At 73.1% G+C, this 17,681-nt stretch carries 14 protein-coding genes; 6 read left to right on the forward strand and 8 right to left on the reverse strand.

Annotated features, from left to right (window positions below; genetic code table 11):
• Positions 1-4: 4 nt before the first annotated feature.
• The 4 genes from ABZO31_RS13840 to ABZO31_RS13855 form a co-directional block, all read right to left on the reverse strand.
• Positions 5-625 (reverse strand): hypothetical protein, encoded by a 621-nt coding sequence (locus ABZO31_RS13840; protein ID WP_406861477.1) that lies wholly within the window; start codon positions 623-625, stop codon positions 5-7.
• 62 nt (positions 626-687) lie between these two features.
• Entirely contained in the window at positions 688-1,572 is an 885-nt protein-coding gene (locus ABZO31_RS13845; RefSeq protein ID WP_406861478.1) for an adhesin, read from the reverse strand.
• Between the two features lie 40 nt (positions 1,573-1,612).
• Positions 1,613-3,583, reverse strand: a complete 1,971-nt coding sequence (locus ABZO31_RS13850) for an MFS transporter (protein WP_406861479.1) — start codon at positions 3,581-3,583, stop codon at positions 1,613-1,615.
• Between the two features lie 141 nt (positions 3,584-3,724).
• On the reverse strand, positions 3,725-6,208 hold the full coding sequence (locus ABZO31_RS13855; protein ID WP_406861480.1) for a D-alanyl-D-alanine carboxypeptidase: 2,484 nt from the start codon (positions 6,206-6,208) through the stop codon (positions 3,725-3,727).
• A gap of 162 nt (positions 6,209-6,370) precedes the next feature.
• Between ABZO31_RS13855 and ABZO31_RS13860 the strand changes: the two genes are divergently transcribed.
• The 3 genes from ABZO31_RS13860 (at position 6,371) to ABZO31_RS13870 (ending at position 8,544) form a co-directional block, all read left to right on the forward strand.
• Positions 6,371-7,096, forward strand: a complete 726-nt coding sequence (locus ABZO31_RS13860) for a GOLPH3/VPS74 family protein (protein WP_406861481.1) — start codon at positions 6,371-6,373, stop codon at positions 7,094-7,096.
• A 206-nt stretch (positions 7,097-7,302) separates the two neighbouring features.
• The gene (locus tag ABZO31_RS13865; RefSeq protein ID WP_406861482.1) at positions 7,303-8,166 is read left to right on the forward strand and encodes a helix-turn-helix domain-containing protein; all 864 of its coding nucleotides are present in this window, start codon (positions 7,303-7,305) and stop codon (positions 8,164-8,166) included.
• Between the two features lie 177 nt (positions 8,167-8,343).
• Positions 8,344-8,544: a DUF397 domain-containing protein gene (locus ABZO31_RS13870; RefSeq protein WP_406861483.1), complete on the forward strand. Its 201-nt coding sequence runs from the start codon at positions 8,344-8,346 to the stop codon at positions 8,542-8,544.
• Positions 8,545-8,666: 122 nt separating this feature from the next.
• On the opposite strand, the gene ABZO31_RS13875 is transcribed toward ABZO31_RS13870, so the two are convergent.
• Positions 8,667-9,515, reverse strand: coding sequence for a hypothetical protein (locus ABZO31_RS13875; RefSeq protein ID WP_406861484.1), 849 nt, complete (start codon positions 9,513-9,515; stop codon positions 8,667-8,669).
• Positions 9,516-9,595: 80 nt separating this feature from the next.
• Here ABZO31_RS13875 and ABZO31_RS13880 point away from each other — a divergent pair, with 80 nt between their 5' ends.
• Entirely contained in the window at positions 9,596-10,378 is a 783-nt protein-coding gene (locus tag ABZO31_RS13880; RefSeq protein WP_406861485.1) for an SDR family oxidoreductase, read from the forward strand.
• Positions 10,379-10,517: 139 nt separating this feature from the next.
• On the opposite strand, the gene ABZO31_RS13885 is transcribed toward ABZO31_RS13880, so the two are convergent.
• Positions 10,518-11,639 carry an ADP-ribosylglycohydrolase family protein gene (locus ABZO31_RS13885; protein ID WP_406861486.1) on the reverse strand — a complete coding sequence of 374 codons (1,122 nt, stop codon included), beginning with the start codon at positions 11,637-11,639 and terminating at the stop codon, positions 10,518-10,520.
• A 271-nt stretch (positions 11,640-11,910) separates the two neighbouring features.
• Entirely contained in the window at positions 11,911-14,514 is a 2,604-nt protein-coding gene (locus ABZO31_RS13890) for a bifunctional FO biosynthesis protein CofGH (RefSeq protein ID WP_406861487.1), read from the reverse strand.
• Positions 14,515-14,637: 123 nt separating this feature from the next.
• Between ABZO31_RS13890 and ABZO31_RS13895 the strand changes: the two genes are divergently transcribed.
• Positions 14,638-15,276, forward strand: coding sequence for a hypothetical protein (locus tag ABZO31_RS13895; protein ID WP_406861488.1), 639 nt, complete (start codon positions 14,638-14,640; stop codon positions 15,274-15,276).
• Here ABZO31_RS13895 and ABZO31_RS13900 read toward each other — a convergent pair.
• Entirely contained in the window at positions 15,267-16,097 is an 831-nt protein-coding gene (locus ABZO31_RS13900; RefSeq protein WP_406861489.1) for an LLM class F420-dependent oxidoreductase, read from the reverse strand. The two genes, ABZO31_RS13895 and ABZO31_RS13900, sit on opposite strands and share 10 nt — an antisense overlap.
• A gap of 102 nt (positions 16,098-16,199) precedes the next feature.
• Here ABZO31_RS13900 and ABZO31_RS13905 point away from each other — a divergent pair, with 102 nt between their 5' ends.
• Entirely contained in the window at positions 16,200-17,678 is a 1,479-nt protein-coding gene (locus ABZO31_RS13905; protein ID WP_406861490.1) for a CehA/McbA family metallohydrolase, read from the forward strand.
• Positions 17,679-17,681 lie beyond the last annotated feature (3 nt).

The raw sequence follows: 17,681 nt of genomic DNA on the forward strand, positions 1-17,681 counted from the left end.
CCTGTTACACAAGGCTGTCGGTGTCCTGGACGTGCACGGTGCCGCCCTGCCCGGCCAGGGCCTCGGCGATGCGGCGGTTGGTCGCGCGCCAGGTCTCCTCGGGGACCTTCGGCAGGACGTCGCCCCACAAGGGGAGGCAGGAGCCGCGGAGTTGGAGCATGCCGGCGGGGCGGGCGAAGAACCAGACGTGGAAGTGCGCGCCGCCGTCGCCCCAGCGGTTGATGTGGACCCGCGCGATCCCGCCCAGGGACATCACCGCGCGCTCCACCCGCTGCAGCATGCCGCCCAGTTCGGCCGCACGCTCCGGCGGCAGGTCCGCCAGATCTCCGTGGGCCCTCGGCAGCATCACCTGCGCCGGTACGCCCTCCGGGTCCACGAAGCCCCGCAGCTTCCAGTGGTCGTCGCTCCACAGCAGCGCGCCCTCCCGGTCCACGCAGCCGTCACACTCCCCGCCGTCCTCCCCGTTGCGCGGGGGCTCCGGCAGGACCGGTTCCTGCAGGACCCTGGCCTTCAGGTCGCCCTCGTACGGGAAGATCTCCCAGGACGGGACGCCCTCCGGCGACAACGGGATCGGCTCGCCTATCGGCAGGTTCTTGACGAAGTCACTGGGCTCGGTGGTGGTCATGGGGCCAGCTTGGCACGCGGCTGCGCCGCCACCGCCGGCCCGAACTCCTCACCCGCAGCTCCTCATCGGCAGCTCAGCCGCATCTGGGCCGCGCCGTGATGCGCTCCCTCCCGCGCGTCCGAGCCCCAGTCCACGCCCCGGTCCAGGAGGCGGACCGTGAAGCGGTCGTCGCGCAGCGGGTACCACGCCGTGTGGAGGAGTTCGCCGCTGTGTGCGGGCTGGTCCACCTCGAACCTCGCGTACACCCGGCCGTCCGCCAGCACCTCGTAGACCGACGGGTCGCCCGCCGCGTCCTGCCGGTCCGGCGGCGCCGGGACCTGGACGGCCAGCATGCAGCTGCCGTAGCCCCCGCCCACGTGCCAACTCCACGTCGCCGTGTTGCCGTTGTCCCGCGTCGCACTGCCCGACATCGGGATCGCCGAGAACCCGCCGTCGCAGCCGTCGCCCCGGTGACCGCCGCTCCGCACCGTGTACCAGCCCTCCCGGCCGTCCTCGAAGCGGCCGCGCTCGAGGTACTCGCCGGACCCGCCGCCCTCGCAGCCCGGGCCCGCCCAGGCCTCGTACGTCCGGGGCCGGGGCGGGGCCTGGGCCGGCGGGCTCGTCGGGGGCTCGCTCGTCGGCGCCGTCGCGGACGCGCTCCCGGTCGGTTCCGTCGACGGCGTGGGCGGCTCCGTGGGGAACTCCGACGGGAACTCCGTCGGGCCGATCCTCGTCGGGACCGCCCGCACCAGCCCGTCCCCCGGTCTCGCCACCGCCTCCCCGCGCCCGGCGTCGCCCTCGCCGCCGCCCAGCAGCACCACCACCGTGATCGCCGCCGCCACCGTCAGTACGCCCGCGACCAGCAGGACCGTCCCGCCCCGCTGCACCGGGCGCGCCGCCGCGCAGTCCGGGCAGACCATGCCCGGCAGCGGTCCGCGCCGCCCTCTCCCGCACCGTTCGCATGCCATAGCCGCACATCTTGCAGGACTGTTCCCCGCAGCGGGAGGGTCAGCGCAGTTCCTCCGGGCAGGCCGTGCCGCGCGGGAAGAGCTTGTACGGGGCCGCCAGGCGGTACGTGCCCGGTTTCGGCGCCAGCAGCTCCGTCCACTCGTCGCCCTCGCCGTCCGGCTCCGCCTTCAACAGGCAGCCGTGGGCGTTCGCGTACTGCGCCGGCAGCTCCTCCTCCGACGCCTCGCGCGCCCGCTTCGACGCCTCCGTCTCCTGCGGCGGCTCGACCTTCGCGCCGTGCTCGTCGAGCAGCGCCAGCCACGGCGACCACGGGACCCGGATCAGCACCCGGCCCGGTGTCTCCAGCCGGATCGTCACCTCGTTCTCGCCCGCCCGCTGCACCTTCGCCGGCGGGTCCGCCAGCGGCGTCGGGTCCTGGACCTCGTACAGCCGCCAGTTCGCGTCCGACCACACCTGCTTCAGGTACGGCAGCCCCGCCTCCACCAGTTTCGCCTCGCGCTCGCCGCCGGTGTCCGGCGCGCCCGTCGGCAGCACCACGTAGTGCACCGCCCAGCGGTCCAGCCACTCCTGGTAGTTCGCGGCGTTCAGGGTGTCGTCGTAGAAGACCGGGTTGCGTTCGAGGTCGGCCTGCCGGTTCCAGCCGCGGGCCAGGTTGATGTACGGGGTGAGCGCCGACGACTCGCGGTGGCTGCTCGCCGGCACCACCTCCACCCGCGCCCGCTCCGCGCCCCGCACCTGCAACTGGTTGACCAGCGGCGCCAGCTCACGCGCCCACGACGCGTCGGGCGCGGTGCGGATCACGTCGTCGACGCTCTTGTAGCCGATCCACAGGTTCAGCCCGGCGATCGCGAGCACCAGCGCGTACCAGCGGCGCGAGCGCGGCGCCGTGTACGGCAGCGCCGCCAGCAGGACCACGCCCGCGAACAGCATCGGGAGGCGCGAGACGTTGGAGCCGATCTGCGAGTCGATCACGAAGGTGAGCGCCGTGCCCGCCGCGTAGACCGCCGCGCCGGTGCGGACGGTCCGCCAGTCCTTCGGGACCAGGGCGTACACCAGCACGCCGAAGGCGAACGGCAGCGACGTCGAGGCGAGCGACATCGGCTGCGTGCCCGAGAACGGGAACAGCCACGCCGACAGCCCCACCACCGCGACCGGCGCGAGACCCAGCGCGTACGCGCCCGGCCGCCGCTTGTTGAGGAACAGCGCGGCCGCCGCGACGCCGAGGAACAGCCCCGCCACCGGGCTGGCCGCCGTGGCGAGGCCCGCGAGCGGCGCCGCGACCGCGGCCTTCGCCCAGCGCTTGCGCCGCCATCTGTGGGGCCAGCAGAACACCGCCGCGACCGCGCCGAGCGCGAACGTCATGCCGAGCCCGAACGTGACCCGGCCGGACATCGCGTTGCACAGGAACGCGAACACCCCGGCCAGCGCGCACGCCATCGGGTTCCGGACCGCCCGCACCCGGACCAGGATCAACGCCGTCAGTCCCGCCGAGACCGTGCCGACGATCATCATCGTCGCCCGTACGCCGAGCACGGACATCACGTACGGCGAGACCACGCTGTACGAGACCGGGTGCATTCCGCCGTACCAGGCCAGGTTGTACGCCGAGTCCGGGTGACGGCCGACGAACTCCGCCCACGCGTCCTGCGCGGCCAGGTCGCCGCCGCTGTTCGCGAACAGCAGGAACCAGAGGATGTGGGTGAGCGCGGCGAGGGCGGTCGCGACGAGGACGGGGTAGCGACGGCGACGCCGGCGGGCGGGGGTACCCGGCCGGGGGCCGGGGGGCTGGGCTGCCGGGGGTGCGGGACGGGGCGACGGCAGCGTTATTCGCGTGGCGGCGGCCGGTCCGTCGAGCGGTCCGTCGTGGGGTGTGGTGCTCGGTCCGTCGCGGGGTGTGGTGCTCGGTCCACCATGGGCTGTCGTGCTCGGTCCGTCCGGCGGCCCGTCCTGCGGCGGGCGGGCGGGCGCGTTCGTGCCGTCGTCGGCGCGTGTCGGCTCGGCGGTGGTCACTCGGCTCTCTCCGGTCCTGTCCCGCTCCCCATCCCCGTCTCCCGCTCGGACGCCGTCCCCGCGCCGAGGGTTGCCCGGAACGCTAACAGGTGGGCGCCCCGGAGACCGGGGCGCCCACGCGCGCGCAGGGGGTGTGGCGCGTCAGCCGACGCGGGTCAGCTTCGCGCCGAAGCCGGGCTCGACCAGGTCGGTCTTCAGCGCCACCGGCGCGCTGACCTGGCCCTGGCCGACGCCGACGGACACCGTGCCGACGACGTCGCCGGCCTTGCCGCTGTGCGGGACGGTCTTGCCGCCGTCGGTCAGCTCCAGGTGCACCTTGTGGCCCGGCCAGCCGATCGGCTTCAGCTCCTTCGTCGCGACGACCTCCGTGCGGCCGCCGAGACCGTCGTCGACGTAGCCGACGACCTGGCCCTTGCGGATGACGGACGCGGACGTCACGTCCTTCTGGGCCTGCTGGATGAGTTCGAGGCTGTAGTCGATCGAGAGCTGCAGCTTGTCGTCCAGGAGCTTGGCGTTCTGGGCGCCCATGACGATGCCGAGGACACGGTGGGTCTTGCCGTCGACGACGGTGTTGGCCGCCCAGAGCAGGTTGCCGCCGGCGGGCGTGGAGGAGCCGGTCTTGATGCCGCTGACGCCCGGCTTCAGGAGGATGTTGTTGTTGTTCTCGACGCGGCCGACGCCCTCGATGGTGGCGTTCGGGCTGTTCACGATCTCGCGGAACACGTCGTTCTGCATGGCCGCCTTCGCCAGCTTCAGCTGGTCCTTCGGCGTGGAGACCGTGCTGTCCAGCAGGCCGGAGGGGTCCGTGTACGTGGAGTTCGTCATGCCCAGGTCCTTGGCCGCGGCGTTCATCTTGTCGACGAAGGCGGCCTCGGAACCGGCGTCCCAGCGGGCGAGCAGCCGGGCGACGTTGTTCGCGGACGGAATCATCAGGAGCTGGAGCAGCTCCTTCTCCGTGTACTCCTCGCCCTTCCTCACCGAGGCCCGCGACTCGAACTTGTTCGCGGCCTCGTCCTCGGCCTTCTGGTCGACGGTGATCTTCGGACCCTCCTGGTCCCCCTTCAGGGGGTGGTCGCGAAGGATCACATACGCCGTCATGGTCTTGGTGACGCTCGCGATGGGGGCCGGCTTCTGTGCGCCCCACGTGCCCATGGAGCCGACGCCCTCGACCTCGACCGCGCCCTGGCCCTCGGTGGGCCACGGCATCTGCAGCGTGCCCTCGAAGGTGTGGGCGGGGGCCACGGAGAGGGAGAGGACGGGCTGCGGGAGCGGGCGCACGTACTGCGCGACCGCAAAGACGATCAAGAGCAGGGCGACCAGCGGGGTCCAGATCTTGAACCGCCGCACGACGTTGCGCATCGGGCTGGGCGGCGGGGGCGGGGTGTTGGTGAGCTCGGCGAGCAGGTCGAGCGGGGGCAGCGGCGGCATGGGCTGCTGCTTGGTCCGCTCGGCCTCGGTGAGCGACGCCGGCGGCTGCGGCGCGGCGGCGGGGGCGGCGGCCGGTGCGGCCTCCTCCGGCTTGCGCAGCGGTACGAAGGTGCTCGGGCGCTCGGGCGCGGACTCGCGCTGGGGCGGGGTCGCGGGCTTGGGCGCGGGCGGGAGCGTGGGCGGGAGCTTCAGGGCGGTGGTCGGCTGGTCGACGACCGGCGGACGCACGGCCTTGAAGATCGCCGTCGGCTGATCCACGGGCTTCCCGGCCGCGGCGGGCTTCTCCTCGGCCGCGGCGGGCTTGTCCTCGGCCGCGGCAGGCTTCTCCTCGGCCGCGTCGGACGCCCCAGAGGCCGCCTTGGGGGCCTCGGGAGCCTCCGGGGCCTCCTCGGGCGTACGGGAGGGCGCGGCGGGCGTGGCGGGCTTCCTGGCGGCGAACCAGCCCTCGGCCGGCTCGCCGTCGGCGGCGGCCGGGGCACGCGTGAGATGGACCGTGGCACCGGCGGCCGGCGCGGGCTCGGCGTCGACAGCGGACGCGCCCGCGTCCGCGTCGGGCGCGGTGTCTGCGGTCGGCTCGGCGTCGGCCGTGGTCTCGTCCGCGTGGGGCGCGGCATCCGCGTCCGGCTCGTCCGCCGACGCGGACTCCGCGGACTCCGCCTCGGCGGCCGCGGCAGGCTCGTCGCCACCCGCGGTCTCCTCGGCGTCCGGCTCGTCACCACCCGCGGACGCGTCCGCGTCCGACTCGGCGGCGCCCTCGGACGCATCCGCAGCCGACTCGTCCGCCGCCGGCTCCGGCGACGCTTCCGCCGTCTCGGCCTCCGCGGGCTCCGCCGGCTTCGCGTCCTCCGAGGCGGCACGATCCTGCGCGTCCTCGTCGGCCTCGTCCGCCCCGTCCGTGGCCACCCAGGCCGCCACCGCGGCCTTCAGGCGGTCGTCGGCGCCCTTCTCGGGCACCTCGGAGGTCTCGGCGGCCGCGGGCTCCGTCGCGGGCTCCGCCTTCGCCCCGGCATCCTCCGGAGCGCGGGGAGACACCGTCTTGAAGACGGCGGTCGCCTGGTCCACCTGAACCGGGGAACCGGAATCGCCCAAGAGGGCCAGCCGCGGATCCCGTCCGCCCGAAGCCGCCTCCCCCGACGACTTCCGCTGCTCCGACCTGTCGGGGGACTCGCCCGCCACCGTGCCTCCTCCATGCGTCATCTGTTCGTCCGAACCATTCACCAGTGTCCTGTGTGAACCCCTTGGCCCCCGTGCTAGACGAGAACGACATACCTACCGGTTCCCGCCCCAACCGACCAGGCACTCTCGACAGATGAATGTGAGAGGGGTCACCCTGTCATTCATCCACGCGGGGAGGCATGGATGGGCAGGAGCCGCAGAACACTTCCGGAGGAGCTTCTGCTGCTCGCTCTGGACCCGGCCACGGGTACCACAGCGCAGCCGCAGTCGCTCGACCTCGGCCTCGCCGGAGCACAGCTAGTGGAGCTGGCTCTGGCAGGACGGATAGCCCCTGACGGGGATCGTATCGCCGTGGTGATGCCACGGCCGACCGGAGATCCGACTCTGGACTCCGCACTGGAGCTGTTGCGCAGGCGCGGCAGCCCGGTTCGGGCCGTCCACTGGATCGGCGGACCCCGACTGGGGCTCCGCCAGACGTATCTCTCGCATCTGGAGCGGTGCGGCATGGTGCATGCCGTGGCGGGCCAGATGTGCGGGGTGCTGCCGACGACTCGCTACCAGGCGACGGACACGGCGATCAGCCGGGAGATCAGGTCCCGGCTGGACAGTGCGATCCGCACCGGCGTACCGCCGGACCCGCGGACCGCGGCGCTCGCTGCGCTGGCCCACGCGGTCGGTCTCGGCAAGCACCTGTATCCCGGCAACGAAGGACGGTCGTCGCGGTCCCGGCTGCGCGACCTGATCCGGCACGACCCGATGGGCGGTCTCGTCGCGCACGCGGTGATGGACGTCCAGAACGGTGTGGGCGCGCAGCCGCGCCGTGGCGCCGCCCCGGGTGGCGGCGGCCGACCGGCGGTGCCGGTGCAGCCGGCCCGCGGCCGTATGGCCCGCGCGGTCGCGTCGCACTGACGGCACCGCACGCACCACAGCGCAGCACCACGCACCGCACTACATGCACCACATCACGGCACGCACCACGCGTATGTGCGCGGGGCAGCCCCACCGGCTGTCCCGCGTACCTGCGTTGTCGCCGTTTTCCAGCGCGCCGCGCACCTTTGGTGGCAGTCTGCCAAGCAGTAGATACGTACAGCTACGCAGCCGGAGGTGCAGTTTCCGTGGCGTCCAACGTCAACCCCACCGTCAGGCGTCGCCGATTGGGCCAGGAGTTGCGCCGGCTTCGCGAGCTCAAGGGCATGACGGCGGAGCAGGTGGCGGAGCGCCTCCTGGTCTCCCAGTCGAAGATCAGCCGGCTGGAGAACGGCCGTCGCTCCATCAGCCAGCGTGACGTCCGCGATCTGTGCGGCGTCTACGAGGTGGAGGACGACCGGGTCGTCGAGTCGCTGATGCAGATGGCCAAGGACTCCCGCCAGCAGGGCTGGTGGCACGCCTTCGGCGACATCCCGTACAGCGTGTACATCGGTCTGGAGACCGACGCCGAGAGCCTGCGGGTGTACGAGCCCCAGATCATCCCCGGCCTGCTGCAGACGCACCAATACGCGGAGGCGCTCATCGCGGGCGCGCTGCCGGAGTCGACGCCGGCGGAGATCGAGAAACGGGTCAACGTGCGCACCCGGCGGCAGGACCGCATCCAGGCGGACGAGGCGCCGCTGCGGCTGTGGGCGGTGATCGACGAGGGCGCGCTGCGCCGGATCGTCGGCAACCGGCAGCTGATGATCGAGCAGCTGGAGCATCTCGTCGAGCAGTCGCAGCTGCCGCATGTGACCGTTCAGGTCCTGCCGTTCGACATGGGCGCGCATCCGGGCATCAGCGGGCATTACGCGATCCTGGAGTTCCCGGACGCCTCGGACTCCAGCGTGGTCTACATCGAGGGGGTGACCAGTGACCTGTACCTGGAGAAGGCGAACGATGTGGCCAAGTACAGCGTCATGTACGAGCACCTTCGCGCACAGGCCCTGAATGTGGAGCAAACCCGGCAATTCATCGAGCGGATCGCGAAGGAGTACGCGGGCGCGAACTGAGGGAGCGGAACCGTACACCCCGGTTACTCCGGGGCGGAAGTCCGTCTGGAATATGCCACCCTCACGAGTGAACGCCTGACCCACGCCCCGAGGCCGACCAGTAGCGTCGATCACGCCAACATGAGCGCCGGCGACGACGTCGGCGCCACTTCGATCGGCAGATACGGAGCCAAGATCATGGCGATTCTTCAGGGCGCGACGGACACCTGGACCAAGTCCTCCTACTCCGGCGGGAACGGCGCCTGCGTGGAGGTCAAGTCCCCGCTGCTCGCGTCCATCGCGGTGCGTGACTCGAAGGCTCCCGAGGGCCCTTCGCTGATGTTCGCCTCGCACTCGTGGAACGAGTTCGTCGGTGAAGTGAGCACGGGAACTCTCTGAGTGCTCCCCCCGCACGGAACTGAAGCGGAACGTTCCCGCACAGAGCCCTCTCGACCGGTCTTCGCCGTCCTGGCCGAGAGGGCTCGGCCTTTCCCCCGGCTCCACCCGCTCCCCCGGAGCGCTCAGCGCAGCTCGTCCACGTAGCGGTCCGTCCCCGGCACCGTCGGGACGAACGGCGCGACCAGCTCCACCCTCCCCCACTCCCCCGCGTCGAGGCCCGCGAAGTGCTCCTGCCAGCAGTCCCGCGGATCCGCCTCCAGGAACCACAGCAGCGTCAGCCGGGTGTCGACCCCTTCGACCTGCTTCACGTACGTCATCCGGTCGCCGGGCAGCGGCGTCGGCCGGAAGACGGTGACCATCGCCGCCGGTGAGCCCGCGAGGCGGCGCGGCAGCTCCCGGCCGCGCAGCCACTCGAGCAGTCCGGCCCGCCGCTCCGCGTCTTCCGCGTCGACCACCTGCAGGACGAGTCCCTGGTACGGGTGGTCCAGGGCGTGGAAGTCGCGGGGCCCGGCCGCGCCGTCGCGGTACACGGTGGCCTCGTGGTCCTGGAAGGACGTGAAGACGTGCGTGCGGGCCTGGTGCACGCGGGCGTCGCGGTTCAGCCGCTTGTTGATGGCGACGGTCCACTTCATGTGCGCGTCGTAGCGGCCCTCGGTGATCCAGTACGTGGAGATGTAGCAGCCTGCGGTGACCGGCTGCGCCACCGCGGACTTCTCCGGGTAGCGCAGTTCCTGCAGGTCGCGGGTGGCGACCCAGCGGCGGCCCGCGTACATCCACGGCATCGCCATCGCGCCGGCGTAGTAGTGGTCGTCCTCGTACCAGCGGTTGTACGCGTACTCGTGGCCCGGGTGCGGCTCCACCATGGTGATCAGCGCGTGCCCGGGGTGCACTCCGTACGGGCCGACGGCGGCCAGTTCGGCGTACGTGTCGTTGCGGGTGTCGCCGTGCGTGTCGCGCGGGTCGTCGCTCATTCGCTGCCCCTTCCCAAGTCGTTGCCGGAGACCTACTCTGACGGGCCGTCAGATGGATGGCCAGAGCCGGGAGGTCGCGGATGCTGCTGCAGGGGAAGACCGTCGTCGTGTCCGGGGTCGGGGCCGGGCTCGGACACCAGGTGGCCGCGGCCGTCGTACGGGACGGCGGCAACGCGGTGCTCGGCGCCCGCACCGAGGACCGGCTCGCGGCCTGCGCCGCGGAGCTCGACCCGAAGGGCGAGCACACCGCGTACCGGGCGGCCGACATCACCGACGAGGCGCAGTGCGAGGCGTTGGCGGCGCTCGCCGTGGAGCGGTTCGGGGCGATCGACGCGGTGGTCCATGTCGCCGCCCTGGACGGCTACTTCGGCGGGCTGGAGGACGCGGACTTCGTGAGCTGGCAGGGCGTGCTCGACGTCAACCTGCTCGGCACGCTGCGGATGACGCGGGCCTGTCTGCCGGCCCTGAAGGAGCGGGGCGGTTCGGTCGTCGTCATCGGCACGCAGTCGTCCGTGGCCGCGCCCTCGGAGGTCCGGCAGGCCGCGTACGCCGCGTCCAAGGGGGCGCTGACCAGTGCGATGTACTCGCTGGCGCGGGAGCTGGGGCCGCACCGGATCCGGGTCAACACCGTGCAGCCGGGCTGGATGTGGGGCCCGCCGGTGCAGGCGTACGTGACGTTCGCGGCGAGCACGGAGGGGGTGCCGGAGGAGGAGGTTCTGGCGCGGCTGACGAGGCGGATGGCGTTGCCGTCGCTGGCGACGGACGGGGATGTGGCGGATGCGGTCGCGTTTCTCGCGTCGGACCGGGCGCGGGCCATCACGGGGCAGTCGCTGCTCGTCAACGCGGGCGAGATGATGCGGTAGCGCTCACGGGGGCGGTTTCCTTGTCCGCGGGTGCGTCGCGGTTGCTCGCTCCCCCACTCTCGGCTTCGCTCGAGCGGGGGACCCCCCATCGCGGGGGAGCGCCACATGAAGACAGCCCCCGCCCCTTACCGGGCTCTCCTCAATCCCTCGGGTATCTCGTCAGCCATGCCTGGCTCGACTCCGCCGGGGTGTGCAAGGCCGCTCCCTGGGTCATCTCCATCGCGAAGTCGTCCGCCAGTTCCAGGATCGTGGCGCGGCCCTCCAACTGGGCCAGCCAGGCCGGGGGGAGGGCCGTTTCGCCGTGGAGGGCGCCGAGGAGGGCGCCGGTCAGGGCGCCGGTGACGGCCGACGGGCCGTCGTGGTTGACGGAGAGCCGCAGGCCGTGGCGTATGTCCTCGCCGACGAGGGTGCAGTACACGGCGACCGCCAGCGCCCGTTCGGCCAGGTCCTCGCCGGCGCCGAGCGCGTCGACCCTGCCCGGTCCGGGTATGCCCTGGCGTACCGCGCCGAGGGCCTGCTGCAGCGCGTCGGTGACGGGCTGGTGGCCGGGCCGCCGGGCCAGCTGGGCCAGCGCCCGCTGCACGGCGCCGTCCACGGTGTCGCCGCGCGCGAGGCCGTGCACGATCAGCGCGAACGCCCCGGCGGAGAGGTACGCGGCGGGGTGGCCGTGCGTCTGCGCGGCGCACTCGACGGCGAGCTGGCACACCAGGTCCGGCTCCCAGCCGACGAGCAGCCCGAACGGCGCGGAGCGCACCACCGCGCCGGCGTCCCGGGCCTCGGGGTTCTTGGGCCTGTCGAGGGTGCCGAGCACGTCGTCGCCGAACCCGGCCAGACAGGCGCGGGACGGGTCGCGGCGGGCGTACAGCCATTCCTGGCGGGCCAGCCAGCCGCCGTCCTTGCGGCGCTCGTCTGGCCCCCAGTCGCGCTGGGTCGCGGCCCAGCGCAGATGGGCGCGGTGCACGTCGGTCGGCGGGTGCCAGGCGCCGATGTCCCGGCGGACCTGGGCGCGGATCAGTCCGTCGACGGTGAACAGGGTCAGCTGCGTCGCGGCGGTGACCGCGCCGGGCAGCCCGTACGCGGGGACCGGCTCCATCAGGCCCTGCGCGCCGTGGGCGGCGCGGATCTCGTCCAGGGTGTGCCCGGCGGCGCCCGCCCCGAACGCGTCGCCGACCGCCCCGCCGAGGAGGCAGCCCCGTACCCGGGCACGGAAGTCCTGCTGCTCGGCCCGGCCCCAGACGGCGGTGGCTGCTGCTGTGGTCACGCGTCCCCCGTGGTTCCCGTGGCGACTCGGCGGCGGTCTGGCGCAGCACTGTAACCGATCAGGTTCGGTCGGTTCAGGGTGCCTTCCGGTCACCCTGGCCGGGAGACGTCTCCGCCCGGTGGCGGAGCGGGTCCCGACCAGGGGCGGACGTGCGGGCCCGGGCGGCTCGGCGAGGCTCGGTGAGCAGCCGGGGCGAGCTGCTCATCAGGTGCACGGCCCCGGCCGCCGACGCCCCTGTCGTCGACGGCGGCTGCCGACTCCGTGACCGGGTCTAGTGGTCCGGCTCGGCCAGCGGCAGCAGTTCGGGCAGATGCCCGTCGGACGCCTCCGCCGCCCGCACCCGCTCCTGCGGGACCTCGCCGTACAGGGTCGTCCGCGGCCTGGACGGCCTCCCCGCCGCCTCCGCGATCGCGACGAGGTCCCGGACGGAGCGGTACGAGCCGTAGCTCGAGCCGGCCATCCGGGAGATGGTCTCCTCCATCAGCGTGCCGCCCAGGTCGTTCGCGCCGGAGCGCAGCATCGCCGCGGCGCCCTCGGCGCCGAGCTTCACCCAGCTGGTCTGGATGTTCGGGATGTGCGGGTGCAGCAGGAGGCGGGCCATGGCGGTCACCGCGCGGTTGTCGCGGACCGTCGGGCCGGGGCGGGAGATGCCCGCCAGGTACACCGGCGCGTTGGTGTGGATGAACGGCAGGGTCACGAACTCGGTGAAGCCTGCCGCCCCCGAATCCGATGCGGCCTGCTGGATGCGGGCGAGGGTGCGGAAGTGGCCCAGCCAGTGACGGGGCTGGTCCACGTGCCCGTACATCATGGTGGACGAGGACCGGATGCCCAGTTGGTGGGCGGTCGTGATCACCTCGATCCACGTGGCCGTCGGCAGCTTGCCCTTCGTGAGCACCCACCGCACCTCGTCGTCGAGGATCTCGGCGGCCGTGCCCGGGATCGAGTCGAGGCCGGCCTCCTTGGCGGCGGTCAGCCACTCGCGGATCGACAGGCCGGTGCGCGAGGCCCCGTTGACGACCTCCATCGGCGAGAAGGCGTGCACGTGCATGCCGGGCACGCGTTCCTTCACGGCCCGCGCGATGTCGAAGTACGCGGTGCCGGGCAGGTCCGGGTGGATGCCGCCCTGCATGCACACCTCGACCGCGCCGACGTCCCACGCCTGCTGGGCCCGGTCGGCGACCTGGTCCAGGGAGAGGGTGTACGCGTCGGCGTCGGTGCGGCGCTGGGCGAAGGCGCAGAAGCGGCAGCCGGTGTAGCAGACGTTGGTGAAGTTGATGTTCCGCGTGACGATGTACGTGACGTCGTCGCCGACCACGGTCTTCCGGACGTCGTCGGCGACGGCGCACAGCGCGTCCAGCGCCGGGCCGTCGGCGTGCAGCAGGGCGAGGGCCTGGTCGTCGGTGAGGCGGGTCGGGTCGTCGGCGGCTACGCGCAGGGCGTCCCGTACGTCGGTGTCGATGCGCTGCGGGACCATGCCGGGGGCGGCGGCCTCGCGCAGCGCCGCCCAGTCCCCGTACACCTCGTCGAAGTCGTCGCGCCGGTCGGCGGTGCGGCCCTCGGTGTCGATGGTGCGGTGCAGGTCGGTGCGGCCGGCGGAGGTGAACGCCTCGTCCGGCTCCTGCCAGGGCAGTCCGCGCACCTCGGCGTCCGGGTTCGCCAGGCCGGTCTCGGCGTCGGCGAGGGCGCGGACGTGCGGAAGCAGCCGCGGGTCGAGCCAGGGCTCGCCGCGGCGGACGAACTCCGGGTAGACGCAGAGCCGTTCGCGCAGCTCGAAGCCGGCCGCGGCGGAGTGCTCGGCCAGCTCCTCGATGCGGGGCCAGGGCCGCTCGGGGTTGACGTGGTCGATCGTGAGCGGGGAGACGCCGCCCCAGTCGTCGATGCCGGCGCGGATGAGCCGCTCGTACTCGGCGTCGACGAGGTTCGGCGGGGCCTGGAGGCAGGCGGACGGGCCGAGGAGCAGCCGGGCGACGGCGACCGCGGCGACGAGGTCGTCGAGCTCCGCGTCCGGCATGCCGCGCATCGCGGTGTCCGGCTTGGCGCGGAAGTTCTGGATGATCAGCTCCTGGACGCCGTGGTAGGCGCGGGAGACGCGGCGCAGCGCGAACAGCGACTCGGCGCGCTCCTCGTACGTCTCGCCGATGCCGAGCAGCAGCCCGGAGGTGAACGGCACGGAGGAGCGTCCCGCGTCCTCCAGGACCCGCAGCCGCACGGCGGGCTCCTTGTCCGGGGAGCCGTGGTGCGGGCCGCCGGGCTCGGACCAGAGCCGGGTCGCGGTGGTCTCCAGCATCATCCCCATGGAGGGCGCGACGGGCTTGAGCCGCTGGAAATCGGTCCAGGACATCACCCCGGGGTTGAGGTGCGGCAGCAGCCCGGTCTCCTCCAGGATCCGGATCGCCATGGCGCGGACGTACGCGAGGGTGTCGTCGTAGCCGTGCGCGTCGAGCCACTCACGGGCCTCGGGCCAGCGGTCCTCGGGCTTGTCGCCGAGGGTGATCAGGGCTTCCTTGCAGCCGAGTTCGGCGCCGCGGCGGGCGATGTCGAGGACCTCGTCCGGCGACATGTACATCCCGTGGCCCGCGCGCCGGAGCTTGCCGGGGACGGTCACGAAGGTGCAGTAGTGGCACTTGTCCCGGCAGAGCCGGGTGAGCGGGATGAACACGCTCTTCGAGTACGTGATGACCCCCGGCCGCCCGGCCGCCTCAAGCCCCGCGTCCCGCACCCGCCCCGCGGTCGCGGTCAGGTCCTCCAGGTCCGCCCCGCGCGCCTGCAGCAGCACGGCGGCCTCGGCCACATCGAGCGCCACACCGTCCCTCGCCCGCTTCAGGGCACGCCGCATCGCGTTCTCGGTGGGCCGTCCTGCCTGGTGATCCGTCATGGACCGAGCATACGAGCGGGTGCGGAGGAGGGGGACGGGTCGGGGACCGGGCACACATCTGAGTATCTGATCTGAGTCGTCGCACGGATCCGCCCGCTCCGGTCCGCCCGTAGCGTCGGGGCCATGAACGAGCGTCTCCGCGGCCCCGTGCGCGCGGCCTTCTTCGTCGTCCTCTGCGTGGTCGCGCTGCCCGTGCTGCTCATCGTCGGGCTGTTCGTCTGGTACGGCATCGACAAGGCGACCGGCGAGGGCTTCGACAGCGTGCGGCCGGCCGAGATGGCGCGGCGCGCCACCGACCGCTCGCAGGAGATGTACGAGGCGTCCGGCCTCACCCGCCGGGTGCCGAGCGTGCCCGGCGGCGGCGACTACAGCGCGGCCGCCAACGTGCTGTCCGCCGACTTCTGCCACCAGCGCGGCATCGAGGGCATCGAGGACACACCGGAGCCCCGCTCGTACCGGCTGTACCACGAGTGGCGGCTGAACGCCGTCACCGAGGCCGAGGGCACGGCGGCCCTGGATCGGCTGGAGGCCCATCTGAAGAAGACCGGTTGGACGGTGACCGGTTACCGGAAGTCCGGCGACGACTGGGAGCTGCGGGCGGACAAGGGGTACGACGACCGGCTGTCCTTCACCTGGTGGTCGCACTGGAAGACCCTGGAGGGCTTCACCGGCATGCCCTGTGCCTACGACCCGGCCGGGGCGCAGGGCGAGGACGCGACCGACGGCCTGTACCCGCCCGTCCTCCGGCCGGCTCAGAGGTAGACCGCGTACCCGTCGAGGACGCCCAGGACCTCCGTCTCGTCGCCCGGCGGCAGCTGGAGGACGACCTCGGGGCAGCCCAGTTCCTCGTAGTGGGCGAGCTTGCCGGGGTTGGGGAGGACGCCGTACGGGACGACCTGGAGGTCGGCCGGATCGCGGCCGGCTTTCTCCCACGTCTCGCGCAGGACCGGCATCGTCGCCGTGAGGCCGCGGCCGCCGATGGGGAGCCAGCCGTCGGCGTACTCGGCGATCTGGGCGAACAGCTTCGGGCCGGCCGCACCGCCGAGCAGGGTGCGGGGCGCGCCGCCGGCCGGCTTCGGGTGGGCGTAGGAGGCCCGTACGGAGGCGAACTCGCCCTCGTACGCGGTCGGTTCGGCCGCCCACAGGGCGCGCATCAGGGCCATCCGGTCGCGGCCGAGCTCGCGCCTCGTCGGCCAGTGGACGCCGTGGTCGGCGGCCTCCTCGCGGTTCCAGCCGAAGCCGACACCGAGGGTGAAGCGGCCGCCGGAGAGGTGGTCGAGGGTGGCGATCTGCTTGGCGAGCACGATCGGGTCGTGCTCGGCGATCAGCGTGACGCCGGTGCCCAGACCGAGCCGTTCGGTGACCGCCGCGGCCTGCCCGAGGGCGACGAGCGGGTCGAGGGTGCGGCCGTACTCCGCGGGCAGCACGTCGCCCGCCGCCGGGTAGGGCGTGGTCCGCTCGATCGGGATGTGGGTGTGCTCGGGGAGGTAGAGCCCGGCGAAGCCGCGCTGCTCCAGCTCACGGGCCAGCCGGACGGGGGCGATGGTCTCGTCGGTCAGGAAGATCGTGGTCGAGATCCGCATAGGCCGCACGGTAGGGGCTGCCGACTGGATTTCCGAGAGGTGCGACAGCACGGCGTCCCGCGTTGTTCCCTTGTTCACGGGTTCGTACGAGAGTCCTGGGTCATGAGCGAACCCACCAGAAGAACGCTCCTGACGACGGGCATGGCCTCCGCCCTTACCTTGGGGACCGTGAGCTTCGCCGAGGCAGACACTCCCGACGGCGACCGGACGGAGACCGTCCGGGGCACGCTGCCGCCCGGCTCCCCCGACTACGTGTACCTGCCCTTCGTGGTGCCGGAGGGCGTCCGCGAGATCCATGTCTCCTACGCGTACGAGCGGCCCGCCGTGCCCGCCGGCACGCAGGGCAACGCGCTCGACATCGGCCTGTTCGACGAGCGCGGCACCGACCTCGGCGGGAAGGGCTTCCGCGGCTGGTCCGGCGGCGCCCGCGCCGAGTTCTTCGTGCGCGCCGACGACGCGACCCCCGGCTACGTCGCCGGACCGGTGCGGGCCGGGACCTGGTCCGTCGCCCTCGGCCCGTACACGGTCGCGCCGCAGGGCCTCGCCTACAGCGTGACGATCACGCTCCGGTCCGGCACCCCGGCGCCGACGCGGCCACCCTCCTACCCGCCGGAACGGGCGAAGGGCCGCGGCCGCGCCTGGTACCGCGGCGACTGCCACCTGCACACCGTGTACTCCGACGGCCGCCGCACCCCCGCCGAAGTGGCCGCCCTGGCGCGCGCCGCGGGCCTCGACTTCCTCACCACCACCGAGCACAACACGCACGCCGGACACGGCGCGTGGGCCGACCTCGCCGGGGACGACCTGCTCGTCCTGCTCGGCGAGGAGATCACCACCCGCAACGGCCACGTCCTCGCCCTCGGCACCGCCCCGGGGACCTTCGTCGACTGGCGCTACCGGGCGCGGGAGAACCGCTTCGGGCGCTTCGCACGGGAGATCCGGCGGGCCGGCGGCCTGGTCGTCCCGGCGCATCCGCACGCCACCTGCATCGGCTGCAACTGGAAGTTCGGCCTCGGCGACGCGGACGCGGTCGAGGTGTGGAACGGCCCCTGGACCCCGGACGACGAGGTGTCCCTCCAGGCCTGGGACGCGGCGCTCGCGCGGGGCCGCCGGACCCCCGCCATGGGCAACAGCGACGCGCACCGCGCCCCGGACGCGGTGGGCACGCCGCAGACGGTGGTGCTCGCCGACGACCTGACGCGCGAGGCGATCCTGGAGGGCCTGCGCGCGGGACGCTCGTACATCGCGGAGTCCTCGGCGGTGACGGTGGACCTCACGGTCACGGACGGCCGCGGCCGCACCGCGGGCCTGGGCGAACACCTCCGCACCGCCCCCGACGCCCCGGTGACGGTCCGTCTGACCGTCACCGGCGCCCCGGGCCGCACCGCCCGCCTGGTCACCGACCAGGGCGTCCTGCACACGGCGACGCTGCCGGCGGAGGGCCCGGGCACGGTGGAGTGGCGCACGACGAGCGCGTACGCGACGTACGTCCGCGCCGAGGTCCGCCACCCGGCGGCGCTGCCGCCGCTTCCGGGAGCACCGGCGGCTTTGACCAACCCGGTGTATCTGGACCGGATCTGAGGG

The organism is Streptomyces solicamelliae (assembly GCF_045348655.1).
Classification (GTDB): Bacteria; Actinomycetota; Actinomycetes; order Streptomycetales; family Streptomycetaceae; genus Streptomyces; species Streptomyces solicamelliae.

What these genes read in the sequence shown, in the direction of transcription:
- ABZO31_RS13870 (WP_406861483.1), top strand. Translation starts at nt 8,344, where the DNA reads ATGGCGATTCTTCAGGGCGCGACGGACACCTGGACCAAGTCCTCCTAC.
- ABZO31_RS13855 (WP_406861480.1), bottom strand. Translation starts at nt 6,208, where the DNA reads ATGACGCATGGAGGAGGCACGGTGGCGGGCGAGTCCCCCGACAGGTCG.
- ABZO31_RS13875 (WP_406861484.1), bottom strand. Translation starts at nt 9,515, where the DNA reads ATGAGCGACGACCCGCGCGACACGCACGGCGACACCCGCAACGACACG.
- ABZO31_RS13905 (WP_406861490.1), top strand. Translation starts at nt 16,200, where the DNA reads ATGAGCGAACCCACCAGAAGAACGCTCCTGACGACGGGCATGGCCTCC.
- ABZO31_RS13840 (WP_406861477.1), bottom strand. Translation starts at nt 625, where the DNA reads ATGACCACCACCGAGCCCAGTGACTTCGTCAAGAACCTGCCGATAGGC.
- ABZO31_RS13890 (WP_406861487.1), bottom strand. Translation starts at nt 14,514, where the DNA reads ATGACGGATCACCAGGCAGGACGGCCCACCGAGAACGCGATGCGGCGT.
- ABZO31_RS13880 (WP_406861485.1), top strand. Translation starts at nt 9,596, where the DNA reads ATGCTGCTGCAGGGGAAGACCGTCGTCGTGTCCGGGGTCGGGGCCGGG.
- ABZO31_RS13895 (WP_406861488.1), top strand. Translation starts at nt 14,638, where the DNA reads ATGAACGAGCGTCTCCGCGGCCCCGTGCGCGCGGCCTTCTTCGTCGTC.
- ABZO31_RS13845 (WP_406861478.1), bottom strand. Translation starts at nt 1,572, where the DNA reads ATGGCATGCGAACGGTGCGGGAGAGGGCGGCGCGGACCGCTGCCGGGC.
- ABZO31_RS13860 (WP_406861481.1), top strand. Translation starts at nt 6,371, where the DNA reads ATGGGCAGGAGCCGCAGAACACTTCCGGAGGAGCTTCTGCTGCTCGCT.
- ABZO31_RS13900 (WP_406861489.1), bottom strand. Translation starts at nt 16,097, where the DNA reads ATGCGGATCTCGACCACGATCTTCCTGACCGACGAGACCATCGCCCCC.